The 24,150-nt window shown below is 69.9% G+C and carries 20 protein-coding genes, 7 tRNA genes and 1 pseudogene; 13 read left to right on the top strand and 15 right to left on the bottom strand.

Annotated features, from left to right (window positions below; genetic code table 11):
* The first annotated feature begins 151 nt into the window (after window positions 1-151).
* Both IE294_RS28190 and IE294_RS28185 read left to right on the top strand, forming a co-directional pair.
* Window positions 152-1,651, top strand: coding sequence for a N,N-dimethylformamidase beta subunit family domain-containing protein (locus IE294_RS28190; protein ID WP_189890697.1), 1,500 nt, complete (start codon window positions 152-154; stop codon window positions 1,649-1,651).
* Window positions 1,652-1,754: 103 nt separating this feature from the next.
* The gene (locus IE294_RS28185; RefSeq protein WP_189890695.1) at window positions 1,755-2,654 is read left to right on the top strand and encodes a phosphoribosylaminoimidazolesuccinocarboxamide synthase; all 900 of its coding nucleotides are present in this window, start codon (window positions 1,755-1,757) and stop codon (window positions 2,652-2,654) included.
* Window positions 2,655-2,699: 45 nt separating this feature from the next.
* Here IE294_RS28185 and IE294_RS28180 read toward each other — a convergent pair.
* The 5 genes and pseudogenes from IE294_RS28180 to IE294_RS28165 all read right to left on the bottom strand — a co-directional run bounded on the left by IE294_RS28180 (window position 2,700) and on the right by IE294_RS28165 (window position 4,077).
* Window positions 2,700-2,772: transfer RNA gene (locus IE294_RS28180), tRNA-Gly, on the bottom strand.
* 23 nt (window positions 2,773-2,795) lie between these two features.
* A pseudogene (locus IE294_RS47865) lies at window positions 2,796-3,226 on the bottom strand (DNA-binding response regulator); the annotation flags it as partial.
* A 141-nt stretch (window positions 3,227-3,367) separates the two neighbouring features.
* A tRNA-Gly gene (locus tag IE294_RS28175) sits at window positions 3,368-3,440 on the bottom strand.
* An 80-nt stretch (window positions 3,441-3,520) separates the two neighbouring features.
* Window positions 3,521-3,592 (bottom strand) — tRNA-Gly (locus IE294_RS28170).
* Between the two features lie 167 nt (window positions 3,593-3,759).
* Window positions 3,760-4,077 carry a histone-like nucleoid-structuring protein Lsr2 gene (locus IE294_RS28165; protein WP_014673610.1) on the bottom strand — a complete coding sequence of 106 codons (318 nt, stop codon included), beginning with the start codon at window positions 4,075-4,077 and terminating at the stop codon, window positions 3,760-3,762.
* 310 nt (window positions 4,078-4,387) lie between these two features.
* Here IE294_RS28165 and purS point away from each other — a divergent pair, with 310 nt between their 5' ends.
* The 8 genes from purS (at window position 4,388) to purM (ending at window position 12,136) form a co-directional block, all read left to right on the top strand.
* Complete coding sequence (purS, locus tag IE294_RS28160; RefSeq protein ID WP_014673609.1) at window positions 4,388-4,651, top strand: phosphoribosylformylglycinamidine synthase subunit PurS; 264 nt, start codon at window positions 4,388-4,390, stop codon at window positions 4,649-4,651.
* The gene (gene purQ, locus IE294_RS28155) at window positions 4,648-5,328 is read left to right on the top strand and encodes a phosphoribosylformylglycinamidine synthase subunit PurQ (RefSeq protein WP_189890693.1); all 681 of its coding nucleotides are present in this window, start codon (window positions 4,648-4,650) and stop codon (window positions 5,326-5,328) included. The genes purS and purQ overlap by 4 nt, the downstream gene beginning before the upstream one ends.
* Window positions 5,325-7,583 (top strand): phosphoribosylformylglycinamidine synthase subunit PurL, encoded by a 2,259-nt coding sequence (gene purL, locus IE294_RS28150; RefSeq protein WP_189890691.1) that lies wholly within the window; start codon window positions 5,325-5,327, stop codon window positions 7,581-7,583. The genes purQ and purL overlap by 4 nt, the downstream gene beginning before the upstream one ends.
* A gap of 287 nt (window positions 7,584-7,870) precedes the next feature.
* Entirely contained in the window at window positions 7,871-8,002 is a 132-nt protein-coding gene (locus tag IE294_RS49095) for a hypothetical protein (protein ID WP_268252816.1), read from the top strand.
* A 14-nt stretch (window positions 8,003-8,016) separates the two neighbouring features.
* A complete protein-coding gene (locus IE294_RS28145) occupies window positions 8,017-8,814 on the top strand; it encodes a maleylpyruvate isomerase family mycothiol-dependent enzyme (RefSeq protein ID WP_189890689.1) in 798 nt (265 codons plus the stop codon).
* Window positions 8,815-8,870: 56 nt separating this feature from the next.
* Window positions 8,871-9,305 carry an META domain-containing protein gene (locus tag IE294_RS28140; protein ID WP_229917373.1) on the top strand — a complete coding sequence of 145 codons (435 nt, stop codon included), beginning with the start codon at window positions 8,871-8,873 and terminating at the stop codon, window positions 9,303-9,305.
* Window positions 9,306-9,506: 201 nt separating this feature from the next.
* On the top strand, window positions 9,507-11,036 hold the full coding sequence (purF, locus tag IE294_RS28135; protein WP_189890685.1) for an amidophosphoribosyltransferase: 1,530 nt from the start codon (window positions 9,507-9,509) through the stop codon (window positions 11,034-11,036).
* Window positions 11,037-11,068: 32 nt separating this feature from the next.
* Window positions 11,069-12,136, top strand: a complete 1,068-nt coding sequence (gene purM, locus IE294_RS28130) for a phosphoribosylformylglycinamidine cyclo-ligase (RefSeq protein WP_189890683.1) — start codon at window positions 11,069-11,071, stop codon at window positions 12,134-12,136.
* Window positions 12,137-12,202: 66 nt separating this feature from the next.
* On the opposite strand, the gene IE294_RS28125 is transcribed toward purM, so the two are convergent.
* Together IE294_RS28125 and IE294_RS28120 are read right to left on the bottom strand one after the other, a co-directional pair.
* Window positions 12,203-12,451 (bottom strand): DUF3073 domain-containing protein, encoded by a 249-nt coding sequence (locus tag IE294_RS28125; RefSeq protein ID WP_189890681.1) that lies wholly within the window; start codon window positions 12,449-12,451, stop codon window positions 12,203-12,205.
* A gap of 290 nt (window positions 12,452-12,741) precedes the next feature.
* The gene (locus IE294_RS28120; protein WP_189890679.1) at window positions 12,742-13,848 is read right to left on the bottom strand and encodes a Leu/Phe/Val dehydrogenase; all 1,107 of its coding nucleotides are present in this window, start codon (window positions 13,846-13,848) and stop codon (window positions 12,742-12,744) included.
* Window positions 13,849-14,048: 200 nt separating this feature from the next.
* Here IE294_RS28120 and IE294_RS28115 point away from each other — a divergent pair, with 200 nt between their 5' ends.
* The gene (locus tag IE294_RS28115) at window positions 14,049-14,891 is read left to right on the top strand and encodes a DUF8083 family protein (protein ID WP_189890677.1); all 843 of its coding nucleotides are present in this window, start codon (window positions 14,049-14,051) and stop codon (window positions 14,889-14,891) included.
* Between the two features lie 519 nt (window positions 14,892-15,410).
* Window positions 15,411-15,617: a developmental transcriptional regulator BldC gene (gene bldC / locus IE294_RS28110; protein WP_003949541.1), complete on the top strand. Its 207-nt coding sequence runs from the start codon at window positions 15,411-15,413 to the stop codon at window positions 15,615-15,617.
* A 477-nt stretch (window positions 15,618-16,094) separates the two neighbouring features.
* Here the strand turns inward: bldC and IE294_RS28105 are convergent, their stop codons facing one another.
* The 3 genes from IE294_RS28105 to hrpA all read right to left on the bottom strand — a co-directional run bounded on the left by IE294_RS28105 (window position 16,095) and on the right by hrpA (window position 20,643).
* Window positions 16,095-16,289: a DUF6274 family protein gene (locus IE294_RS28105; protein ID WP_189890676.1), complete on the bottom strand. Its 195-nt coding sequence runs from the start codon at window positions 16,287-16,289 to the stop codon at window positions 16,095-16,097.
* A gap of 239 nt (window positions 16,290-16,528) precedes the next feature.
* Window positions 16,529-16,603: transfer RNA gene (locus IE294_RS28100), tRNA-Asp, on the bottom strand.
* A gap of 95 nt (window positions 16,604-16,698) precedes the next feature.
* On the bottom strand, window positions 16,699-20,643 hold the full coding sequence (gene hrpA, locus IE294_RS28095) for an ATP-dependent RNA helicase HrpA (RefSeq protein ID WP_189890674.1): 3,945 nt from the start codon (window positions 20,641-20,643) through the stop codon (window positions 16,699-16,701).
* Between the two features lie 87 nt (window positions 20,644-20,730).
* Here hrpA and IE294_RS28090 point away from each other — a divergent pair, with 87 nt between their 5' ends.
* Window positions 20,731-21,789, top strand: a complete 1,059-nt coding sequence (locus IE294_RS28090) for an ABC transporter permease (protein WP_189890672.1) — start codon at window positions 20,731-20,733, stop codon at window positions 21,787-21,789.
* On the opposite strand, the gene IE294_RS28085 is transcribed toward IE294_RS28090, so the two are convergent.
* The 5 genes from IE294_RS28085 to IE294_RS28065 form a co-directional block, all read right to left on the bottom strand.
* Window positions 21,786-22,106 carry a hypothetical protein gene (locus IE294_RS28085; RefSeq protein ID WP_189890670.1) on the bottom strand — a complete coding sequence of 107 codons (321 nt, stop codon included), beginning with the start codon at window positions 22,104-22,106 and terminating at the stop codon, window positions 21,786-21,788. The two genes, IE294_RS28090 and IE294_RS28085, sit on opposite strands and share 4 nt — an antisense overlap.
* Before the next feature lie 87 nt (window positions 22,107-22,193).
* Window positions 22,194-22,267 (bottom strand) — tRNA-Phe (locus tag IE294_RS28080).
* A gap of 24 nt (window positions 22,268-22,291) precedes the next feature.
* Window positions 22,292-22,366, bottom strand: a tRNA-Asp gene (locus IE294_RS28075).
* A gap of 36 nt (window positions 22,367-22,402) precedes the next feature.
* Window positions 22,403-22,475 (bottom strand) — tRNA-Glu (locus IE294_RS28070).
* A gap of 80 nt (window positions 22,476-22,555) precedes the next feature.
* Window positions 22,556-24,112 carry a metallophosphoesterase family protein gene (locus tag IE294_RS28065; RefSeq protein WP_189890668.1) on the bottom strand — a complete coding sequence of 519 codons (1,557 nt, stop codon included), beginning with the start codon at window positions 24,110-24,112 and terminating at the stop codon, window positions 22,556-22,558.
* Between the last annotated feature and the right edge of the window lie 38 nt (window positions 24,113-24,150).

Below are 24,150 nucleotides of genomic sequence, written 5' to 3'. Positions count from 1 at the left end.
CCGTCCCCGTGCGTTATGTGATGTGCTGGGACCGACCACGCCTTTGGCAAAGGCACGCGACATACGACAGTACGGCCGAGAACGACCGAGCACAGCGAGAACAGCGAGCACCACCGCGACAGGCACGGGGGCCTGAGGGAGGGGAGCGACCATGGCCTCGGACCACATCCGCCGCTGGGAGTCCGGAGCACTCGCGCACGCCGTCACGGACCCCTTCGGACAGGGCCCGGTGCCCTGGCTCCGCGGCAGTGAGACGTACTTCGACGACACCGGCCACGTCGTGCCGTGGTACGTCGACCCCAGCCCGCAGCAGCTCACCGGCGGCGACCGCGCACGCGTCCCGGCGCCCCGCACGTCCGGGCCCGGCCCCCGCTCGGCCGACGACGTGCACCGGCAGATCAAGGGCTTCACCTCCACCGGGGCGGTCGCGCCCGGCGAGGCGATCGACTTCCACATCACGGTCGACCCGCCGCAGCAGTTCAGCGTGGACATCTACCGCATCGGCCACTACGGCGGCGACGGCGCGTCCAAGATCACCACCAGCCCGCGCCTCTCCGGCATCGTCCAGCCCCCGCCGCTGACCGCCGACCGCACGGTCTCCTGCCACCACTGGTGGCTGTCCTGGCGCCTCCAGGTGCCCTCCTACTGGAGCATCGGTGCCTATGTGGCCGTCCTGACCACAGCCGACGGCTACCGCTCCCACGTGCCGTTCACGGTCCGCGACGACCACCCCGCCGACCTCCTCCTGCTGCTGCCGGACATCACCTGGCAGGCGTACAACCTCTACCCGGAGGACGGCCACACCGGCGCCAGCCTCTACCACGCCTGGGACGAGAAGGGCCGGCTGCTGGGGGAGGCCGACGCCGCGACCACCGTCTCCTTCGACCGGCCGTACGCCGGCGCGGGCCTGCCCCTGCACGTCGGCCACGCCTACGACTTCATCCGCTGGGCCGAGCGCTACGGCTACGACCTCGCCTACGCCGAGGCCCGTGACCTGCACGCCGGCCGGATCGACGCCACCCGCTACCGGGGACTGGTCTTCCCGGGCCACGACGAGTACTGGTCGGCGCCGATGCGCCGGACCGTCGAGGACGCCCGGGACCGTGGCACCTCGCTGGTCTTCCTCTCCGCCAACACCATGTACTGGCAGGTGGAGCTGGGCCCGTCCCCGTCCGGGGTCCCGGACCGGCTGCTGACCTGCCGCAAACGCAAAGGCCCCGGCCGGCCGGTGCTGTGGCGCGAGATCGACCGGCCCGAGCAGCAGGTGGTCGGCATCCAGTACGCGGGCCGGGTCCCCGAGCCGCACCCGCTGATCGTCCGCAACGCCGGCCACTGGCTGTGGGAGGCGACCGGCGCCCACGAGGGCGACGAGATCGCGGGCCTGGTCGCCGGTGAGGCGGACCGTTACTTCCCGCGCACCCCCCTGCCCGAGCACGACGAGCGCATCCTGCTCGCCCACTCCCCCTACACCGACAACGACGGCGCCCTGCGCCACCAGGAGACGTCGCTCTACCGCGCCCTCTCCGGCGCCTGGGTGTTCGCCTCCGGCACCTTCGCCTGGTCCCCGGCCCTGGACCGTCCGGGCCATGTGGACGCCCGGGTCCAGCGCGCCACGGCGAACCTGCTGGACCGCATCTGCAAACGCGACTGACACCACGCGCCCCCCACCCGGCACCCGCCCCACACCCCCGGGCGCGCCCTATCAGCCCCATACGGGAGAATCGAGGCATTGGACAGAACCACGGGGAGGAACCGTGTCCGGATTCGTAGAAAAGCCCGAGCCGATCGAGGTTCCGGGCCTGGTGCACCTGCACACCGGAAAGGTGCGCGAGCTGTACCAGAACGAGGCGGGCGACCTCGTGATGGTCGCCAGCGACCGCATCTCCGCGTACGACTGGGTGCTGCCCACGGAGATCCCCGACAAGGGCCGCGTCCTCACCCAGCTCTCCCTGTGGTGGTTCGACCAGCTCCGCGACCTCGCCAGGAACCACGTCATCAGCACCGAGCTGCCCGAGGGCGCCCCGGCCGACTGGGCGGGCCGGACGCTGGTGTGCAAGTCCCTGAAGATGGTCCCGGTGGAGTGCGTGGCCCGTGGCTACCTCACCGGCTCCGGCCTCGCCGAGTACCAGGAGTCCCGTACGGTCTGCGGCCTTGCCCTCCCCGAAGGCCTCGTCGACGGCTCCGAACTCCCCGCCCCGATCTTCACCCCCGCCACCAAGGCCGAGGTCGGCGAGCACGACGAGAACGTCTCCTACGAGGAGGTGGCCCGTCAGGTCGGCGCCGAGACCGCCGCCCAGCTGCGCCAGGCCACGCTCGCGGTGTACTCGCGCGCCCGGGACATCGCCCGGGACCGCGGGATCATCCTGGCCGACACCAAGTTCGAGTTCGGCTTCGAGGGCGACGTGCTCGTCCTCGCCGACGAGGTGCTCACCCCGGACTCCTCCCGCTTCTGGCCGGCCGACCAGTGGCAGCCGGGCCGCGCCCAGCCGTCGTACGACAAGCAGTTCGTGCGGGACTGGCTGACCTCGCCGGCGTCCGGCTGGGACCGCAAGAGCGAGCAGCCCCCGCCGGCGCTGCCGGAGGAGGTCGTGGCGGCGACCCGGCAGAAGTACGTGGAGGCGTACGAGCGGCTGACGGGCACCAGCTGGTCGTAGGGCATGAAGAAGACCCCGGTCCAGTGGACCGGGGTCTCATTCCCGAGCGGACGACGAGGCTCGAACTCGCGACCTCAACCTTGGCAAGGTTGCGCTCTACCAACTGAGCTACGTCCGCGTTGCGCCGTGGCGCGAGAGCAACTATACCCAACCTCGCCCGCGTGTGAGACGCACTGCCGCATGACGGTTCTCGGCACCGGGTTCCGTAGCCGCCGAGGAGGGGCGGTTCCGCGCGGTTCCCGGTGACAGCGCGGCCCGCCCGGCGCTCTGCGCGACCGGTGCTCCGTCGGCGGCCGGCTCCGGCGTCCCGGCCTTCCGCGCGGTCGGCGGGGAGCCCCGGGCGGAAAGCGCGTCGGCGGCCAACTCGGGTTCCCCGGAGGGGTGTCCGGCGTGTCCGGTGCGGATGATCTCGGCGAGCCGCCGGCTCCTGACGGCCTTCGGGACGAACCCGCGACCGCCGGCCGCGAGCGCCCGTTCCGCACATCCGGGCCGCCCGTGTCCGATGACGATCAGCGTCTGGCAACCGGGCAGTTCGGCACGCGGGATGTGGCGACCCTCACATCACCGGCGCCTCGGAGCCACCCGCCGCCTCGGACGGCACCAGTCGTACCGGAGCGCCCACGAATTGACTCCTTTCACAGGTGCCACGGACTCCGCCGGGTTCAGCGAACAAAGAAAAGACCCCGGTCCAGTGGACCGGGGTCTCATTCCCGAGCGGACGACGAGGCTCGAACTCGCGACCTCAACCTTGGCAAGGTTGCGCTCTACCAACTGAGCTACGTCCGCACTGCTCCCGATCGGCTCCCACCGATCGGTGCGAGCACCAGCCTACCTGATCCACAAGCGTGGTCGTGTCGGCGGTGCAGAGCGGGTGACAGGAATCGCACACTGCGCCTTCCCCCTGGAAGGGGGATGTTCTACTACTGAACTACACCCGCACGGTCCTCGGGATCCGGCCTGTCGGCCTCGCCCCTCGGCGTGTTCCAGACATTAGCTGATCAGCAGGGGGGTAGCGCAAGTCGAGTCCCCCGCAGGCCCCGTATGCCCCAAGTGCACGGCCCCCAGGGCCCTCTGACGGGCCCTGGGGACTCGCCCCTTCGCGGGCTCACTGCGCGGCGCTGAACGCCTCGTAGACCTTCTTCGGGATGCGTCCACGGGCGGGGACGTCCATCTTGTTGGCCTGGGCCCAGGCGCGGACGGCCGCCGGGTCCGGGGCGACCTCCGTCTGCTTGTACGCCTTGCCGGACCGCGACCGCTTGCGGCCGGCCTCGACGTAGGGCGCGAGCGCCTTGCGCAGTTTCTCGGCGTTGCTTTCGTTCAGGTCGATCTCGTACGACTTGCCGTCGAGTCCGAAGGCGATCGTCTCCGCCGCTTCCGAGCCGTCGATGTCGTCAAAGAGAGTGACCACGACCTTTTGCGCCACGAATATCGGTCCCTTCGTGCGGCACGTCGTTACAGCTCAACGCCGACGACATGCCGAGTATCGGCTATTGCCAATTCATTTGTACAGTGCCCGGCAATGCAAAGTGAAGCCCGACTAAATCCGTCCGCGTGTCCGGGCGCAATAGGTGTGAGGGACGGACTGTGGAACTTTCCCAGAACTTTTCACGGGCGTGTGGCTTCGACACCCGATCGTGATGCGCCTCACGTACTTTCCTCCAACTCTACTCGCGTAGAAATTTTGTGCGGGTAGTCTGAAGGAACCTGCTCAGCACCACACATCGGGAGTGCCAGTGGCACGCGTCGTAGTCGACGTCATGCTCAAGCCGGAGATCCTCGACCCCCAGGGCCAGGCGGTCCAGCGTGCGCTGCCGCGCCTGGGATTCGAAGGGATCTCGGACGTACGTCAGGGAAAGCGTTTCGAACTGGAAGTTGACGGGCCGGTCGACGAGGCCGCGCTCGCCCGCATCCGCGATCTTGCGGAATCCTTCCTCGCCAACACCGTGATCGAGGACTTCACGGTCCGGGTCGACGAAGTCGCGGAGGCGGCCAAGTGACCGCTCGTATTGGCGTCGTCACTTTCCCGGGAAGCCTGGACGACCGGGACACCCAGCGCGCGATCCGTATCGCCGGGGCGGAACCGGTCGCCCTCTGGCACAAGGACAAGGACCTCAAGCAGGTCGACGCCGTGGTGCTGTGCGGCGGTTTCTCCTACGGCGACTACCTCCGGGCCGGCGCCATCGCCCGCTTCTCGCCGGTGATGGAGCCGCTCGTCGAGCAGGCGAAGGCCGGACTGCCGGTCCTCGGCATCTGCAACGGCTTCCAGATCCTCACCGAGGCCCACCTCCTCCCGGGCGCGATGCTCGGCAACGACCACCTCCACTTCATCTGCCGCGACCAGAAGTTGCGGGTGGAGAACGCGGAGACCTCCTGGACCGCCGACTACCGCGCCGGCCAGGAGATCCACATCCCGCTGAAGAACATGGACGGCCGGTACGTCGCCGACGAGTACACGCTCGACAAGCTGGAGGCGGAGGGCCGCGTCGCCTTCCGCTACGTGGACTTCAACCCGAACGGCTCGCTGCGGGACATCGCCGGCATCACCAACGAGGCCGGGAACGTCGTCGGTCTCATGCCGCACCCCGAGCACGCCGTCGAGCCGCTGATCGGTACCGGCCGTACCGACGGGCTCCCGTTCTTCACCTCGATCCTCAAGAAGCTGGTCAACGCATGAGCCGGACGCCTCTGGACACGGTCGAGCACGCGGCCGCGACCCCCGACGTCGAGCTGCCCTGGGCCGAACTCGGCCTGAAGAAGGACGAGTACGAGCGGGTGGTGGAGATCCTCGGCCGCCGCCCCACCGGCGCCGAGCTCGCCATGTACTCGGTCATGTGGTCCGAGCACTGCTCGTACAAGTCCTCCAAGGTCCACCTGCGCCAGTTCGGCGAGAAGGCGCCGCAGAGCGACGCGCTGCTCGTCGGCATCGGCGAGAACGCCGGTGTGGTGGACGTCGGCCAGGGCTACGCCGTCACCTTCAAGGTCGAGTCGCACAACCACCCGTCGTACGTCGAGCCCTACCAGGGCGCGGCCACGGGTGTCGGCGGCATCGTCCGCGACATCATCGCGATGGGCGCCCGCCCGGTGGCGGTCGTGGACCCGCTCCGCTTCGGCGCGGCGGACCACCCCGACACCAAGCGCGTCCTGCCCGGCGTGGTCGCGGGCATCGGCGGCTACGGCAACTGCCTGGGCCTGCCCAACATCGGCGGCGAGGTCGTCTTCGACGCCTGCTACCAGGGCAACCCGCTGGTCAACGCCGGTGCCATCGGTGTGATGCGGCACGAGGACATCCACCTCGCGAAGGCCTCCGGCGCGGGCAACAAGGTCATCCTGTACGGCGCCCGGACCGGCGGCGACGGCATCGGCGGCGCGTCGATCCTGGCCTCCGAGACCTTCGACGACGCCAAGCCGTCGAAGCGGCCCGCCGTGCAGGTCGGCGACCCCTTCCAGGAGAAGCTGCTCATCGAGTGCACCCTGGAGGCGTTCCAGGAGAAGCTGGTCGTCGGCATCCAGGACCTCGGCGCGGCCGGTCTGTCCTGCGCCACCTCCGAGCTCGCCTCCAACGGCTCCGGCGGCATGCGCGTCACCCTGGACGACGTGCCGCTGCGCGACTCCACGCTCTCGCCCGAGGAGATCCTCATGAGCGAGTCGCAGGAGCGCATGTGCGCCGTCGTGGAGCCGGACAAGGTCGACCGTTTCCTGGAGATCTGCGAGAAGTGGGACGTCATCGCCACCGTCATCGGTGAGGTCACCGACGGCGACCGGCTGGAGATCTTCTGGCACGGCGAGAAGATCGTCGATGTCAACCCGCGCACGGTCGCGCATGAGGGCCCGGTCTACGAGCGTCCCTACGCGCGCCCCGAGTGGCAGGACGCCCTCCAGGCCGACGACGCGAACAAGCTGCCGCGCCCCGAGACGGGCGAGGAGCTGAAGGCCCAGGTCCTGAAGCTGGTCGGTTCGCCGAACCAGGCCTCCAAGAAGTGGATCACCTCCCAGTACGACCACTTCGTGCAGGGCAACACCGTCCTCGCCCAGCCGGAGGACTCCGGCATGATCCGCGTGGACGAGGAGACCGGTCTCGGCGTCGCCATCGCGACGGACGGCAACGGCCGCTACGCCAAGCTCGACCCGTACACGGGCGCCCAGCTCGCCCTGGCCGAGGCCTACCGGAACGTGGCGACCACCGGCGCCAAGCCGCTCGCGGTATCGGACTGCCTGAACTTCGGCTCGCCCGAGGACCCGGCGGTCATGTGGCAGTTCGCGGAGGCCGTGCGCGGTCTCGCGGACGGCTGCCGGCAGCTCGGCACCCCGGTGACCGGCGGCAACGTCTCGCTCTACAACCAGACCGGCGAGGCCGCCATCCACCCCACCCCGGTGGTCGCCGTGCTCGGCGTGATCGACGACGTCGCCCGCCGCACCCCGGTCGCCTTCCAGGAGGAGGGCCAGCTGATCTACCTCCTCGGCGACACCCGGGAGGAGTTCGGCGGCTCGGCCTGGTCCCAGGTGATCCACGACCACCTGGGCGGTCTGCCCCCGCAGGTGGACCTGGAGCGCGAGCGCCTGCTGGCCGAGATCCTGATCTCCGCCTCCCGCGACGGCATGATCGACTCCGCACACGACCTGTCCGACGGCGGTCTGGTCCAGGCCGTGGTGGAGTCCGCGCTGCTCGGCGGCAAGGGCGCGCGTCTGGTCGTACCCGACGGCCTGGACGCCTTCACCTTCCTGTTCTCCGAGTCGGCCGGCCGCGCGGTCGTCGCCGTGCCGCGCTCGGAGGAGGTCCGCTTCAACGACATGTGCGGTGCGCGCGGTCTGCCGGCCACCCGGATCGGTGTCGTCGACGGCGACGCGGTCGAGGTGCAGGGCGAGTTCACCCTCCCCCTCGCCGAGCTGCGCGAGGCCCACGAGGGCACGATCCCGGCGCTGCTGGCGTAGCGCACCCGGGGCCCACGGCCCGTACGGCGGTGCCGAAGCCCCCGCCCGGACCCCGTTCCGGGCGGGGGCTTCGGCATGCCGGAGGGGTCCTTGAGGACCTTCCGGATCCGGGAGATCGCCGCCGGGTCGGTCGTCATCTGGTCGCACGACGAGGGCGGGGAGCCGATGTCGGAGATCCGGCACGACCGACGTCGACTCCGCCGGCCGGGTCATCCACAGCGACCACGGGGTGATCACCCCGGCCGCCGGCCCCGCCCCGTGACCGAGGGTTCGACAACGACGAGGGCATGGCCCTCGGCGAGACCTGGACGTCCGGCCGCTGCAAGGGCTGGCACCCGCTGTACCTGGCCTCCGACGACAACGACAGCGACGACCAGATCACCCGTCTGTACGCGTTCGCGGTGAAGCTGCGCCCCTGAATAGGGTCACCGCCATGCCCACGGCCAAGAAACGCACCAGGACCTACGACCCCGTCAAGACCCGTACGGCGGTCCTCGCCCAGTTCACGAACGTGCGGGACGCCGTCCGCACCCTCGGTCCCGAACAGCTCGCCCTGCCGACCCGGCTCGGCGCCTGGACCGTACGGGACCTGATCGCGCACATCGGCATGGCGGTCACCGCCGTCCACCGGGCCCTGGAGCGGCCCGCCCCGCCCCGGCAGACCGTCACCGTGGTCGAGTGGCCGTTCTCCACCGGGTCGCACGCCGGCCGCATCGACGGCGTCACCCGGGACCTGGCCACCGCCCACCCGGACCTCGGCGCCTACCTCGACGACGCCGGCCGGAGCCTGCGCGCCCTGCTGGACGAGCACCCCGGCGGCCGGCTGCTGGAGATCGGCGCGGGCGCCCTGCCGCTGGGCGACTACCTCGTCACCCGCGCTCTCGAACTCGTCGTCCACACCGACGACCTGAACGCCGCCGTCCCCGGCCTGGAGGTGCCGTACGACCGGCAGGCCCTGGCCGCCACCACCCGGCTGCTCGCCGACGCCCTCGCCGTGAAGGCGCCCGGCGGCTCCACCGAAGTGCGGGTGCCGCCGTACGCGGTCGTGCAGTGCGTCGAGGGCCCCCGGCACACCCGAGGCACCCCGCCCAACGTCGTGGAGACCGACCCGCTGACCTGGATCCGGCTCGCCACCGGCCGTACGGCCTGGGCGGACGCGCTGGCCGCCGCCAAGGTCAGCGCGAGCGGGGAGCGGGCGGACATCGGGGGGCTGCTGCCGGTCATGGCGTAGCGGAACCCGGGCCCGCCCGCGTACGTCGAATCACCATGAACCGGTACAAGCAACGTGTGACCCTGGCGGTGGCCGCCGTGCTTCTCCCGTTCACGGTGGCCTGTGGCGGTGAGAAGGCGGACAGTGAAGCGGTGGGCGTCCAGCAGCCGGTGACCGGGATCGACTGGCGGGTCGACGGCATCACCGTCGGCGCCGCCACCCGGCACGCGCCCGCCACCGCCCGCCTCCGCATCGACGAGGACGGCAAGGCGGCCGGCAACCTGGGCTGCAACCACTTCAGCGCCCGCGCCACCGTGAGCGGGGACCGCATCACCATCGGTGACCTGCGCACGACCAGGATGGCCTGCGGCGAGGAGCGCATGGCCTTCGAGCGCGCCCTCGCGCGCATCCTCACCACCGGCACGCTCACCGCCAGGGCCGACGCCGGGAAGGCGACGCTCACCGACGGCGACGGTGACCGCGTCCACCTCAGCCGGAACACCCCCGGATGATGTGCGACACCTCACTCACGAATACGGCGAAGACGCCCGTGACCGGCCCGTACGGCCCGTCCGCAGTTCCCCTCGATCGCTGAGATCCCGCTCTGACCAGGGGAAACGCGGAATCCACCAAGGTGATCCAGACCGTCCGGCCCGTTAGGGGCGCGTATCCCCAATTCGGACCAGTGGTCGACCTCGCCTACACTCGGTTGCGTGCCACGTGGTGACGGTCGACTCAATCACGATCTGCTTCCCGGCGAGAAGGGCCCCCAGGACGCTTGCGGCGTCTTCGGCGTCTGGGCTCCGGGTGAAGAGGTCGCAAAGCTCACGTACTTCGGGCTCTACGCCCTCCAGCACCGGGGTCAGGAATCCGCGGGAATCGCGGTCAGCAACGGCTCCCAGATCCTCGTCTTCAAGGACATGGGACTGGTCTCCCAGGTCTTCGACGAGACCTCGCTCGGTTCGCTCCAGGGTCACATCGCGGTCGGACACGCCCGCTACTCGACCACCGGAGCCTCCGTGTGGGAGAACGCCCAGCCGACGTTCCGTGCCACCGCGCACGGCTCGATCGCGCTCGGCCACAACGGCAACCTGGTCAACACGGCGCAGCTCGCCGAGATGGTCGCCGACCTCCCGAACGACAACCACAGCCGCTCCACCCGGGTCGCGGCCACCAACGACACCGACCTGCTGACGGCCCTGCTGGCCGCCCAGGTCGACGAGGACGGCAAGCCGCTGACCATCGAGGAGGCCGCGCACGCGGTGCTCCCGAAGGTCAAGGGCGCGTTCTCCCTCGTCTTCATGGACGAGCACACCCTCTACGCCGCCCGTGACCCGCAGGGCATCCGCCCGCTGGTCCTCGGCCGGCTGGAGCGCGGCTGGGTGGTCGCCTCCGAGACCGCCGCGCTGGACATCACCGGCGCGAGCTTCGTCCGCGAGATCGAGCCGGGCGAGTTCGTCGCCATCGACGAGAACGGCCTGCGCAGCTCCCGATTCGCGGAAGCGAAGCCCAAGGGCTGTGTCTTCGAGTACGTGTACCTGGCCCGCCCGGACACCGACATCGCCGGCCGGAACGTCTACCTCTCCCGCGTGGAGATGGGCCGCCGGCTGGCCAAGGAAGCCCCCGTAGAGGCCGATCTGGTCATAGCGACCCCGGAGTCCGGCACTCCGGCCGCCATCGGTTACGCGGAGGCCTCCGGCATCCCCTTCGGTGCGGGTCTCGTGAAGAACGCCTACGTCGGGCGTACGTTCATCCAGCCCTCGCAGACCATCCGCCAGCTGGGCATCCGGCTGAAGCTGAACCCGCTGAAGGAAGTCATCAAGGGCAAGCGCCTGGTCGTCGTCGACGACTCGATCGTGCGCGGCAACACCCAGCGTGCCCTGGTCCGCATGCTCCGCGAGGCCGGCGCCGCCGAGGTCCACATCCGGATCTCCTCGCCGCCCGTGAAGTGGCCCTGCTTCTTCGGCATCGACTTCGCCACCCGCGCGGAACTGATCGCCAACGGCATGTCGATCGAGGAGATCGGCACCAGCCTCGGCGCCGACTCGCTCGCCTACATCTCCATCGACGGCATGATCGAGGCGACCACGATCGCCAAGCCGAACCTGTGCCGCGCCTGCTTCGACGGCGAGTACCCGATGGAGTTGCCGGACCCGGAGCTGCTCGGCAAGCAGCTGCTGGAGACCGAGCTGGCGGCCGGTCCGGCCGCGACCGCGGCGACCGACGCGATCCGCCGCCCGTAAGTTCTGCCGTACGACACGAAGGTTCTCACCCCATGTCTGAGACGACTGGTGCCAGCTACGCAGCCGCGGGCGTCGACATCGAAGCGGGAGACCGCGCCGTAGAGCTCATGAAGGAGTGGGTGAAGAAGACCCAGCGCCCCGAGGTCCTGGGCGGCCTCGGCGGCTTCGCCGGGCTCTTCGACGCCTCCGCCCTCAAGCGCTACGAGCGCCCGCTGCTCGCCTCCGCCACGGACGGCGTCGGCACGAAGGTCGACATCGCGCGCCGGATGGGTGTCTACGACACCATCGGCCACGACCTGGTCGCCATGGTCATGGACGACATCGTGGTGTGCGGTGCCGAGCCGCTGTTCATGACCGACTACATCTGTGTCGGCAAGGTGCACCCCGAGCGTGTCGCGGCCATCGTGAAGGGCATCGCGGAGGGCTGTGTGCTGGCCGGGTGCGCCCTGGTGGGCGGTGAGACGGCCGAACACCCCGGCCTGCTGGGCGAGGACGACTTCGACGTCGCCGGCGCCGGTACGGGCGTGGTGGAGGCTGACCGGCTGCTCGGCGCGGATCGCATCCGCACGGGTGACACCGTGATCGCCATGGCGTCCTCCGGGCTTCACTCGAACGGGTACTCCCTGGTCCGCCACGTGCTGCTGAACACGGCGGGCCTGGCCCTGGAGTCGGAGGTGGCCGAGCTGGGCCGCACCCTCGGCGAGGAGCTGCTGGAGCCCACGAAGATCTACTCGCTGGACTGCCTGGCACTGACCCGCACGGCCGAGGTGCACGCCTTCAGCCACATCACCGGTGGCGGGCTCGCCGCGAACCTGGCCCGGGTGATCCCGGACGGGCTGCACGCCGTGGTCGACCGCTCCACCTGGACCCCGGGCGCGATCTTCGACCTGGTCGGGACGACCGGGAACGTCGAGCGCCTGGAGCTGGAGAAGACCCTCAACATGGGCGTCGGCATGATCGCGATCGTCCCGGAGGAGTCCGCGGAGGTCGCCCTCGCGACGCTGGCCGACCGGGGTGTCGACGCCTGGGTCGCCGGTGAGATCACCGAGCGGGGCGCCAAGACCACCGGCGCGGAGCTGGTGGGGGACTACGCGGTCTGACCGGGCGGACAGCACAGAAGCCGGTCGGTGGCTGTGCCACCGACCGGACTGGTGCTCAGTGCAAGGTCAAGCGCCTCGACGGTGCTGTGCGGGACCCTCGTCCTCGTCCTCGTCGTCCTCATAGAGGTCGGCGTAGCGGGAGTACAGGTCGTCGTCGTCTTGCTCATCGTCCGTGAAACGGTCGCCGTTCGGCGACTGGTTCGACGTCGATGCGCCCAGCTCCTCGGCCAGGCGTGAGAGGTCCGTCCCGCCGCTGTTGTACTTCAGCTGGCGGGCGACCTTCGTCTGCTTGGCCTTGGCCCGGCCGCGCCCCATGGCTCGACCCCCTCAACGACGGGGCTCGACGGCCCCAGAGTCTGACACGCGTTCATGATCTGGAACGGACTCTCCATGGAGAGGCCGGTCCGTAGGGCTTCCACGGTACCTGAGCCCGCGCCCATACGGTACGTCGCCCGCAGCACGCGCGTGTGCCCAGGACCTTCGAGGCGCCCTGTCCTCGCTGGTCAGTGGCGATTTTAACCACTTATCGGGGAACGACCCGCCGGGGGAAGTGAGAGTTCTCTCTAAGTTCCCGCCGACGGGTACCGCTCATGTGTGCGATCGGCTCAGCGCGCGGCGTGGGTCGCGCGGGCGTCGGCCATCCGCTGCTCGGCGATCCGGTCGGCCGCGGCGGCCGGCGGAATCCCGTCTTCCTTCGCACGTGCGAATATGGCCAACGTGGTGTCGAAGATCTTCGCCGCCTTCGCCTTGCACCGGCCGAAGTCGAACCCGTGCAGCTCGTCGGCCACCTGGATCACCCCGCCGGCGTTCACCACGTAGTCCGGCGCGTAGAGGATCCCGCGGTCGGCGAGGTCCTTCTCCACACCCGGGTGGGCCAGCTGGTTGTTGGCCGCACCGCAGACCACCCGGGCGGTGAGCACCGGGACGCTGTCGTCGTTCAGGGCGCCGCCGAGGGCGCAGGGCGCGTAGACGTCGAGCCCCTCGACCCGGATCAGCTCCTCGGTGGTGGCGACCGCCGTGACCCCCACCGGGTACTGCTCCAGGATCCGCTGGACGGCGTCCACGCGCACGTCCGTGATCACGATCTCCGCGCCCTCGTCCCGCAGGTGCTTCACCAGGTGGCGGCCGACCTTGCCGACGCCGGCGACGCCGACCCTGCGACCGCGCAGCGAGGGGTCGCCCCACAGGTGCTGGGCGGAGGCGCGCATGCCCTGGTAGACCCCGAAGGCGGTGAGCACGGAGGAGTCGCCGGCGCCGCCGTTCTCGGGGGAGCGGCCGGTGGTCCAGCGGCACTCGCGGGCCACCACGTCCATGTCGGCGACGTACGTGCCGACGTCGCACGCGGTGACGTAGCGACCGCCGAGGGAGGCGACCATGCGGCCGTAGGCGAGGAGCAGCTCCTCGGTCTTGGCGCGCTCCGGGTCGCCGATGATCACGGCCTTGCCGCCGCCGTGGTCCAGCCCGGCCATGGCGTTCTTGTACGACATGCCGCGCGCGAGAGCGAGGGCGTCGGCGACGGCCTCCGCCTCGGTCGCGTACGGGTAGAAGCGCGTGCCGCCGAGGGCGGGGCCCAGGGCGGTGGAGTGGATCGCGATCACGGCCTTGAGGCCGCTGGCGCGGTCCTGGCAGAGCACAACCTGCTCATGGCCGCCCTGGTCCGCGTGGAACAGGGTGTGCAGGACATCAGCAGGCGCGCCGGTTACGTCGGTCACTGTGGTGACTCCTGTGTACTAGCGGCGAGTGGGGTGCGGTCCCCGTACGGGTGGCGGGGAACCGTGGCATGAGCGTAGAGCCTCGGTTCACTCACCATCCGTGCAGTGTTCAGGATCACTCTCCGGAGCCCGCTGTGCACGTATGCGCGTGGCACGATTTGCAGTGGTTTCGAGCCGGGTCCGATGGGGAGGGAGCAGGCGTGCCGAAGGTGTCCTCCGTGGTCGTCCCCTATGCCGCGTACCTGCGCGTGTACGAGCCGCTGGGCGCCTTCCCGGAGCCGGAGCGCGGTCACTGGGCGCGCTACGCCCGCCGCTCCGACCGCCCCTCGTACCAGGACGAGCTGCGTCGCTCCCTGGCCGGGCTGCTGCCCGTCCCGCCGATCGCGGTGCCGGTGCACGAGAGCAGCGACGCCTTCGTGCTGGAGGTCGACGGGGTGGTCTGCGTGTGCCCCTGGCGGACCCGGCTGCGCGGCTGGCAGGCCCTGGAGGAGCTGGCCGAGGAGCTGCCCCCGCCGGTGCTGGACGCGGCGCTGCCGCCGGTGGTGCGCCGGCAGGCCGCCCAGGACTACGAGCGCTGGCTCGCCCGCAACCCCGACGCCCGCCCGTGGATCCGCACGGCGACCTGGCAGGTGCCGCTGAACTGGTTCGTGCTGGTCTCGGACGAGGAGCGGCGGTACGACAAGGGGACCGCGGACGTGCCCCCGGTGCTGCGCTACCGCACGCCGATGGTGCAGGCCCGGCGCCGGGTGGCGAGGGCGCTGCGCACGCTGAAGGACGCCGTCGAGGAGGGCCCGCTGATCGACGGTCTGGTGGACGTCGGCCGCTGGCTGGAGGAGTTCCACCCGCGCTCGCTGGTGGAGCTGGACTACGGCGGCCTGGTGCACGTGCTGCCGGCCGGCGAGCTGGAGGGCGACCACTCGGCGGCGGACGTGGCAGCCGGGATCGAGGCGCTGCGCCGGGGTGACGGGGCGGCAGCCGGGGAGGCCTACGGGCGGCTGGTGGACCGGTGGCGGGCGGTACGGGACCGGCGTTCCGCGAACTGAGTGACCTACGTCACGGTCAAACCGGTGAGGGAGGACGTACGTTCTACTCGCCTAGACCACCTGACGGGGCGTCGGTTCCAGTCCGGACGTATGTCCCAAGGGTGATGGACGGCACTTAACCGGCTCTTGCGCCTCTTGGCACCCCTCGTGCCAAAATAGGACAAGGAGTCCGGGGAGGGCTCCATCCGTCCACCTGTGCTCCACGTTGGGCGGATTTCTCAGCATTGCACGCTTTGGGGGGTCTGGTGACTCCTGATCGTCCTGTGACTGATCGTCACAGTGGCGTGACTGTCCGCTATGGCATGGTCCATCGGCTTCCGTCGCTGATGAACACCTGGGAGGGCAATTCCATCGGTTTGGCCGACGCGGCTGGACAGATGGTGTAGTTGTAGTGCCGAGGACAAGCCGTTCGTCCTATAACCGACTCGACTCGCGTCCGCCATTTCGGGCAACGCGGGTCAAGGTGCAGAATTTAGAGGAAAGAACCGAGAAGGTTCGGTTCTCCCGAGGAGGCCGCTCATGACCGCTCGCACCCCTGATGCCGAGCCGCTGCTGACCCCGGCTGAGGTCGCCACCATGTTCCGCGTCGACCCCAAGACGGTCACGCGGTGGGCGAAGGCCGGCAAGCTCACGTCCATCCGTACGCTCGGCGGGCACCGCCGCTACCGCGAGGCCGAGGTCCGCGCGCTGCTCGCGGGCATTCCGCAGCAGCGCAGCGAGGCCTGAACAACTCAATAACCGGGCAAGACGGTCGGTTCCCCCAACTGGCCGAGGCGCCCGAAACCCTAGCTCCAAGCGACGCGGGACCTGCCCCAACAGGCCCCTCGCCCAAGCCGAAGAGAACGTTGTAGGCAAGCGACACAGGGTGCGTCGTAGATCGCGCTGGACTCCGCCGGGTCCAGCGCGATCTTTTTTGTGCGCAGGTCGGGACTGTGGGCGGCTCTTGTGAGCGTCCTTGTCGGAGTCTGGGGAGGGGTGTCGGAACGGCTGTGTGCTCCCCCTGGGAGCGGTGCAATTGCACATATTAAATTGACCCGTTGTATGGCGGGGGTAAGTACCGTTGTTTCAAAAACTCATGCGGTGACTCCCGTCACATGTCTGGACGCTTGTTGCCTGCGGCTCGTATGCGTTAGAGGAGCGTCCGGACGGGGTGGTGCGTGCCCCAGACTCCCACGCCTGTACGGAGGTTGGGGCCGGCGGAGGTCAGGTGCGACGAGTGGCCTCGCCGTCCTCGGGGGCCTCCTGCCCGGCCTCCTGGGCCTGCGGGGCGGCATCCATCGCCAGCCGCAGGAGGTGGTGACAGATGGGGCAGTGGCGGGTGAGGTGCCGGTAGGAGGAGGCGGCCGACAGATGCGCCCTCAGGAGCGCCCGTGTCTCGTGCCTGACCGACGCCGCCATACGCCACCTCCGGGGGCCGCACAGGGGGAACGAGCCCTGCTCCCTGAGTACCGAGGGAATGTGACGCCGTCAAGACGGCGCGGGCTCCGCGAGCCTCGCCCTCGAACGCCGGGCGGGCCGGTTCCCGCCGACCGGAGCCATGACTGAGGCCCGCTGCCCTTCGAGGCCGCGGGCCTGGACTTCCGGGATATGACTGAGGCCCGCACTCCCTCGACGGGATGCGGGCCTCGGCTTCTATGCGGTCCTGACGGGATTTGAACCCGCGGCCTCCACCTTGACAGGGTGGCGAGCACTCCAAACTGCTCCACAGGACCAGGTTTCGCGGCGCTTTTTCCTGCGTTGCGCTGCGAGAAGAGACTGTACAGGAGGGTGAGGGTCCTGGTCGAACTCACCCTCCGTACGGGAGCGGTTACGGGACGGCCGCGTCGATCGCCTTGACGATCCGCTTGTCGGAGACGGGGTACGCCGTGCCCAGCGCGTGGGCGAAGTAGCTCACCCGCAGCTCCTCCAGCATCCAGCGGATGTCCAGGACGGCGGACGGCACCGGGCGGCCCTTGGGGAGCTGTTCCAGGAGCCAGGCGTACTCGTCCTGCATCTCGTGGACCTTCTCCATGCGGGTCGTGTCCCGCTGGACGTTCGTCGGCATCTGCTGAAGGCGCCGGTCCGCGGCCACCAGGTAGCGCATCAGGTCCGGCAGGCGCCCTATGCCCGCCCAGGTGACGAAACCGGGCTTCACGAGGGCGTCCAGCTGCTTGCGGACGTCCGTCAGGTTCGCGAGCAGCGTGGGGCTGCCGACGGCCTTCAGCCGGCGCTCACAGGCCTGCCAGGCGGCGAGGACCTGCTGCACCTGGGCGACCGTGCGGACCGTGGTGTCCACGATCTCCGCGCGCACCTGGTCGTACAGCTTCCGGTACGACTCCTCGTCCCACGCCGGCCCTCCGAAGTCCGCGATCAGCTTGTCCGCCGCGGCCATCGCGCAGTCGTCGAACAGGGCCTGGATCGAGCCGTGGGGGTTGGCCGAGAGGGCCAGTTTCTGGGCGTTCGTCAGCTTCTCGGACGCGAACTTCGCCGGATTCACCGGGATGTTGCGCACGATGAGGCGTCGGGTGCCCCTCCACATGGCCTCCGCCTGCTCCGCCTCCGTGTCGAAGAGGCGGACGGAGACCGTGTCGCCGTCGTCCACCAGCGCCGGGTACGCCTTGACCGGCTGGCCGGCCCGGCGTGTCTCGAAGACGCGGGTGAGGGTGCCGATCGTCCAGTCCGTCAGGCCCTTGCGCTCCAGGGACTCCCCGCCCTCGCGGGACGCGGTCGCCGCCGCTGCCTGCGACAGGGCCTTGCGAGCCTTCGGCTTGAGCTGGAGCTTCAGCGTCTCCAGATCCTTGTCCTCGGCCAGCTTCCGGTGCCGCTCGTCGACGATCCGGAACGTGATCTTGAGGTGGTCGGGGACCTTGGCCCAGTCGAAGTCCTCCGCCTCGAACGGGACGCCGACCATCCGCTTCAGCTCGCGCGCCATCGTGACGGTCAGCGGCTCCTGGAGGGGCACCGCCTTCTCCAGGAACGCCTTCGCGTAGTTCGGCGCCGGTACGTAGTGGCGGCGGATCGGCTTCGGCAGGGAGCGGATCAGCTCCGTCACCACCTCCTCGCGCAGGCCCGGGATCTGCCAGTCGAAGCCCTCGTCCGTGACCTGGTTGAGGACCTGGAGCGGGATGTGGACCGTCACACCGTCGGCGTCCGCACCCGGCTCGAACTGGTACGTCACCCGGAACTTGAGCTGCCCCTGCCGCCAGGTGTCGGGATAGTCGGCCTTGGTGACCGCCTCCGCGGACTCCCGGATGAGCATCTCCCGCTCGAAGTCCAGGAAGTCCGGCTGCTCGTGCCGCTTCCGCTTCCACCAGGAGTCGAAGTGGGCGCCGGAGACGACGTGTTCGGGCACCCGCTGGTCGTAGAACTCGAAGAGCGTGTCGTCGTCGACCACGATGTCCCGGCGCCGGGCGCGGTGCTCCAGCTCCTCGACCTCGCTGAGCAGCTTGCGGTTGTCGGCGAAGAACTTGTGGTGCGTGCGCCAGTCGCCCTCCACGAGCGCGTTGCGGATGAACAGCTCGCGGGAGACCTCCGGGTCGATCCGGCCGTAGTTCACCTTCCGCTGGGCGACGATCGGGACGCCGTACAGCGTGACCTTCTCGTACGCCATCACGGCCGCCTGGTCCTTCTCCCAGTGCGGTTCGCTGTACGTCCGCTTGAGCAGGTGCCCGGCCAGCGGTTCGACCCATTCCGGCTCGATCTTGGCGTTGACCCGCGCCCAGAGTCGGCTCGTCTCCACCAGCTCGGCCGACATCACGAACTTCGGCTGCTTCCTGAACAGCGCCGAGCCCGGGAAGATCGCGAACTTGGCGTTGCGGGCGCCCAGGTACTCGTTCTTGTTGCCGTCCTTCACGTCCTTCATCCCGACGTGGGAGAGGAGGCCGGCGAGCAGGGAGACATGGACGCGGTCGGCGGGGGCCTCGTCCTCGTTGAGGTGGATGCCCATCTGCTTGGCGACCGTGCGCAGCTGTGTGTAGATGTCCTGCCATTCGCGAATGCGCAGGAAGTTCAGGTACTCCTGCTTGCACATCCGGCGGAAGGACGACGAGCCGCGCTCGCGCTGCTGCTCGCGGACGTACCGCCAGAGGTTCAGGTAGGCGAGGAAGTCGCTGGTCTCGTCCTTGAAGCGGGCGTGCTGCTGGTCGGCCTGGGTCTGCTTCTCGGCCGGGCGCTCGCGCGGGTCCTGGATGGACAGCGCGGCGGCGATGACCATGACCTCGCGGACGCAGCCGTTCTTGTCGGCCTCCAGGACCATCCGGGCCAGGCGGGGGTCGACGGGGAGCTGGGCCAGCTTCCGGCCGGTGTCCGTGAGCCGCTTGCGGGGGTCCTTCTGGTCCGGGTCCAGCGCGCCGAGCTCCTGGAGGAGCTGCACGCCGTCGCGGATGTTGCGGTGGTCCGGCGGGTCGATGAAGGGGAACTTCTCGATGTCGCCGAGGCCGGCCGCGGTCATCTGGAGGATGACGGAGGCCAGGTTCGTCCGCAGGATCTCCGCGTCCGTGAACTCCGGGCGGGTGAGGAAGTCGTCCTCGGCGTACAGGCGGATGCAGATGCCGTCGGACGTACGGCCGCAGCGGCCCTTGCGCTGGTTGGCGCTGGCCTGGCTGACCGGCTCGATGGGCAGCCGCTGGACCTTGGTGCGGTGGCTGTAGCGGCTGATCCGGGCGAAGCCGGGGTCGATGACGTACTTGATGCCCGGCACGGTCAGGGAGGTCTCGGCGACGTTGGTGGCCAGAACGATCCTGCGCCCGGTGTGCGGCTGGAAGACCCGGTGCTGCTCGGCGTGCGAGAGCCGGGCGTAGAGGGGGAGCACCTCTGTGAAGCGGTACTTCTTCTTCTCCAGCGCGTCCGCGGTGTCCCGGATCTCCCGCTCGCCGGACAGGAAGACGAGGATGTCGCCCGGTCCCTCGGCCTGGAGTTCCTCCACGGCGTCGCAGATGGCGGTGATCTGGTCGCGGTCGGCGTCGTCCGAGTCCTCTTCGAGGAGCGGCCGGTAGCGCACCTCCACGGGATACGTCCGGCCGCTGACCTCGATGATCGGGGCGTCGCCGAAGTGCCGGGAGAAGCGCTCCGGGTCGATGGTCGCCGAGGTGATGACGACCTTCAGGTCGGGCCGCTTCGGCAGCAGCTGGGCGAGGTAGCCCAGCAGGAAGTCGATGTTGAGGGACCGCTCGTGGGCCTCGTCGATGATGATCGTGTCGTAGGCGCGCAGCTCGCGGTCGGTCTGGATCTCGGCGAGCAGGATGCCGTCCGTCATCAGCTTGATGAAGGTGGCGTCCGGGTTCACCTGGTCGGTGAACCGCACCTTCCAGCCGACGGACTCGCCGAGGGGCGTCCTCAGCTCCTCCGCGACCCGCTCGGCGACGGTCCGGGCGGCGATCCTGCGGGGCTGGGTGTGCCCGATCATGCCGCGCACGCCCCGGCCCAGCTCCAGGCAGATCTTCGGGATCTGGGTGGTCTTCCCGGAACCGGTCTCACCGGCCACGATGACGACCTGGTGATCGCGGATGGCGGCCGCGATCGCGTCCTTCTTCTGGCTGACCGGCAGCTGCTCGGGGTAGGTGACGGCCGGCACGCGCGAGCGCCGCTCGGCCATCCGGGCCTCGGCCTTGCCGATCTCGCCGTCGATCTCGGCGAGGACGGTGGCACGGGCCTCCGGCTTACGGATCTTGCGTGCGCCCTCCAGCCGCCGCCCGAGCCGATGCGCGTCGCGCAGCGACAGCTCGGTCAGACGGGGTGCGAGGGTGCCGAGGGCGGGGGCGGGATGCGTAGACATACGCGGTCCAGGATCTCACCTGGGGCGAAAAACAAGCGAACGATTTGACCGGGGCGCGATGTCACGGCATGACCTAGCGTGGTCGATATGCCTGATTCCCCTCACGGAGACCACGGCCGCCCCCCGACCCGCGCGGAGCGCTGGGCGGCGTTCACGGCATCCCCCTTCCTCCCCGCCACGGTCCTGCTCCTGATCATCGCCGCCGCGGCCGGCTTCTTCGCCGGGTCCTACACGTACGCCATGGCGAACCCGACCCCGCACAGCATCCCCACGGCGGTGACCGGCGCCTACGACCAGCCCGCGGCCCGGCGGTTCGTCGACGGCATGGAGGAGGCGCTCGGTGCCTCCTTGAAGCTGCGGCCGTACGCCAACCGGGAGGACGCGGTACGGGCGGTGGACCAGCAGAAGGTCTTCGCGGTGGTCGACGCGCCCGCCGGCGGCCGGACGATCACCCTCGACGTGTCGGGGGCGTCCGGTGCGACGGTGGCGCAGGTGCTGGGGGAGGCGGCGTTGAAGGTCGGCAAGGCCACGGGCAGCACCGTGGTGCTCCACGACCTGAAGCCGTTGCAGAAGGGCGACCCGAGGGGTCTGGCCATCTTCTACATCTCCCTGGCCGCCGTGATCATCGGATTCGTCGGCGCCATCCAGCTCAGCGTGCACGCGTCGGCGCTGAACCCGCTGGAGCGGATCTGCTTCACCGTGGCCTACGCCCTGCTCGGCGGGTTCACGATCGCCGCGGTGGTGGACTGGCTGCTGGGGGCGCTGCGGCTGCCGTTCGTGGAGTCCTGGGCGATCCTCGCCTTCACCATGTTCACCTCGGGCATGGTGTTCACGATGTTCAACACCCTGTTCGGGCGCTGGGCCATGCTGCCGACATGGGGGCTGATGGTGCTGCTGGGCAACCCGTCGTCCGGCGGTGCCGTCTCCTGGCCCCTGCTGCCGTCCGTGCTGGGGACGATCGGCCGCTGGCTGCCGCCCGGTGCCTCGGTGAACGCCCAGCACACGGCGGTGTACTTCCGCGGCAACCAGCACGTGTTCCCGTTCCTGGTGCTGGCGGGCTGGGCGGTCGTCTCCTGCGCGGTCTTCCTGATCTGGCGGCACCGCCATCCGGGCGGCAGACCGCGCCGGCCGGCCCACGCGGCCTAGGAGATGCGCTGGGCGGGCGGGGCCGGCGGGGTGGCCTCGGTGTGCCGGCGCGCCTGGACGTCCCCGAGGGCGATCGACTTCGCGGTGTTGGAGACGGCCTTGATGCCCAGGTAGGCGGTGGTCGTGCTGCTGACGGCGGTGAAGGCGGCGGTGAGGATGCCGACGATCACCGCTTTGTCCCCGTCGAGCTGCCAGACACCGAAGACGGCGACGGCGGCGATCGCCAGGTTGCTGACGACGACCGCGAGCAGCCCGTACCGGGCCCGGTCCTTCTCCAGCTCGGTGTCCTCGCTGGCTCTGCCCTGGTCCCGGCCCATGTCTCCCCCGCTGAACTTGGTCCCCGATACAGAGAGCCCCTCTCCAGTGATCCTGGAGAGGGGCTCAAGCCCTGATGAGGGCTGCGGTGGCTGGGGCCGGGGTCGAACCGGCGACCTTCCGCTTTTCAGGCGGACGCTCGTACCAACTGAGCTACCCAGCCACGGTGTTTCACGTGAAACACCAGCGGTCCTGACGGGATTTGAACCCGCGGCCTCCACCTTGACAGGGTGGCGAGCACTCCAAACTGCTCCACAGGACCAAGCTTGCGTGCAACAGTGTCGCACACGGTATTGCGTGCCCCCAACGGGATTCGAACCCGTGCTACCGCCTTGAAAGGGCGGCGTCCTAGGCCGCTAGACGATGAGGGCTATCGGCCCGCCTGGGCGCTTCTCAGCGCGTCGGGGACGTGAGAAGCATATGGGATGGCGAGGGGTATCGCCAAAACGGTTTACGGCGAGGTGCCGGAAGGGGTCGGTGAAGGGGAGCGCGAGGTACCGGTGGCGCCCGGTTGGTTCTCGTCCGCCAGGTGACGGCTGACCTCGGCCGTTGTGAGTCCCAGGCCCCCCAGCTTGATCGCGTCCCAGGCCTGGAGCCTGCGGCTGTCTCGGTCGAAGTAGAGGATCGAGGCCTCGATCGGGGCCGGGTACGTGTGCTCCACGGCCCGCAGCCCGCTGCCGCCGGTCGAGCCCTCCATGCGCAGCCGGGTGCCGTACGGCAGCAGTTCCGTTCCCTCGTGGTGGAGATGCCCGCAGAGCACCAGCGGCACCGTGCCGTCGGTCTCCCGGGCGGCGGACGGCTCGTGCGCGATCGCCACGTCCACGGGGGTGCCGGCCGTCCGCTGATCGCGCAGGGCGCTGGCCAGCCGGTCGCCCGCCAGTTGCTCGGACGCGGCACTGCCGGGCGCCGTCGAGCGGTCGGGGGTGAACTGCGGATCACCGATGCCCGCAAAGCGCAGGCCCGCCACCGTCTCCGCCCGCCCGTCGTCCAGGACGCGCACGTTCTTCATGCGCTCCAGGTAGCGCTGGGTCGTCCGCGAGTCATGGTTGCCGCGCACCCAGACGTACGGCACGCTCAGGTCCCGGATCGGGTCGAGGAAGCCGTTCTCCGCCGCCGTACCGTGGTCCATCGTGTCGCCGGAGTCGACGATCACGTCCACTTTGTACTGCTCCACCAGCGAGCCGATGATCTTCCAGCTCGCCGGGTTGAGGTGGATGTCCGACACGTGCAGGACGCGGATGGTGGAGGGGTCCGGCCGGTAGGCGGGGAGGGTGGAGGTGACGTCGTAGAGCTTCGTCACGTTCGTCACCAGGCGCGCCAGTTCCTTCTGGTAGACGTCGAACTCCGTGACGATGCTGCGGGCGTTGCCGACCACCGACGGTGCCGAGCTGAGCAGTCCGGAGAACCGCGGCTCCAGGACCGACTTCGGGTTCCAGGTGGCGTACGCCGACGCGCCCGAGGCGGCCAGCAGAGCCAGGGCCAGCCCGCCGGCGGCGAGGGCCCGGCGCGGGCGGCGGTACACGGCGAGGCCGAGGGCCGTGGCCCCGGAGACCACGGCGACGCAGGAGCGCACGGCCAGGTCCAGCGTGCCGTGCTCGACGTCCCGGGCGACCTCGTCCTGGAGGCCGGAGAGCCGCTCGGGGTGGTCGACCAGCGCCTGCGAGCGGAGCGGGTCCAGTTGGTCGACGTTCACGTCCAGGCGGACCGGCGCCACATGGCTGTCCAGGCTGAGCGAGCCCAGCGGGGAGACGTTGATCTTCGTGCCGCCGCTGAGGGAGGGGCGCAGCGTCATCGTCGTGTCCATCGGGCCGACCGGCGCCCGGACGTCGCCGACGATCAGCAGGCCCAGCCATGCGCCGACGAGGACGACCGTGGTGAGTCCCAGGGCGCGCCGCCAGGGGCCGGGGCGGTCGGCCAGTTCCAGGGCGGGGAGCGAGCGGGGGCGGGCGGGACGGTTCGGGTTCCGGTTCAGCATGGTGCTCAGGGCTGCGGCGGGGACGCGGGCCATTGGTGCCGTATGCCCACGTCCCCTGGTGGATATGCGGC

Origin of the sequence: Streptomyces canarius, from assembly GCF_014650735.1 — a bacterium.
Taxonomy (GTDB): Bacteria; Actinomycetota; Actinomycetes; order Streptomycetales; family Streptomycetaceae; genus Streptomyces; species Streptomyces olivaceoviridis.
This window is presented reverse-complemented; position numbering and strand designations above follow the sequence as displayed.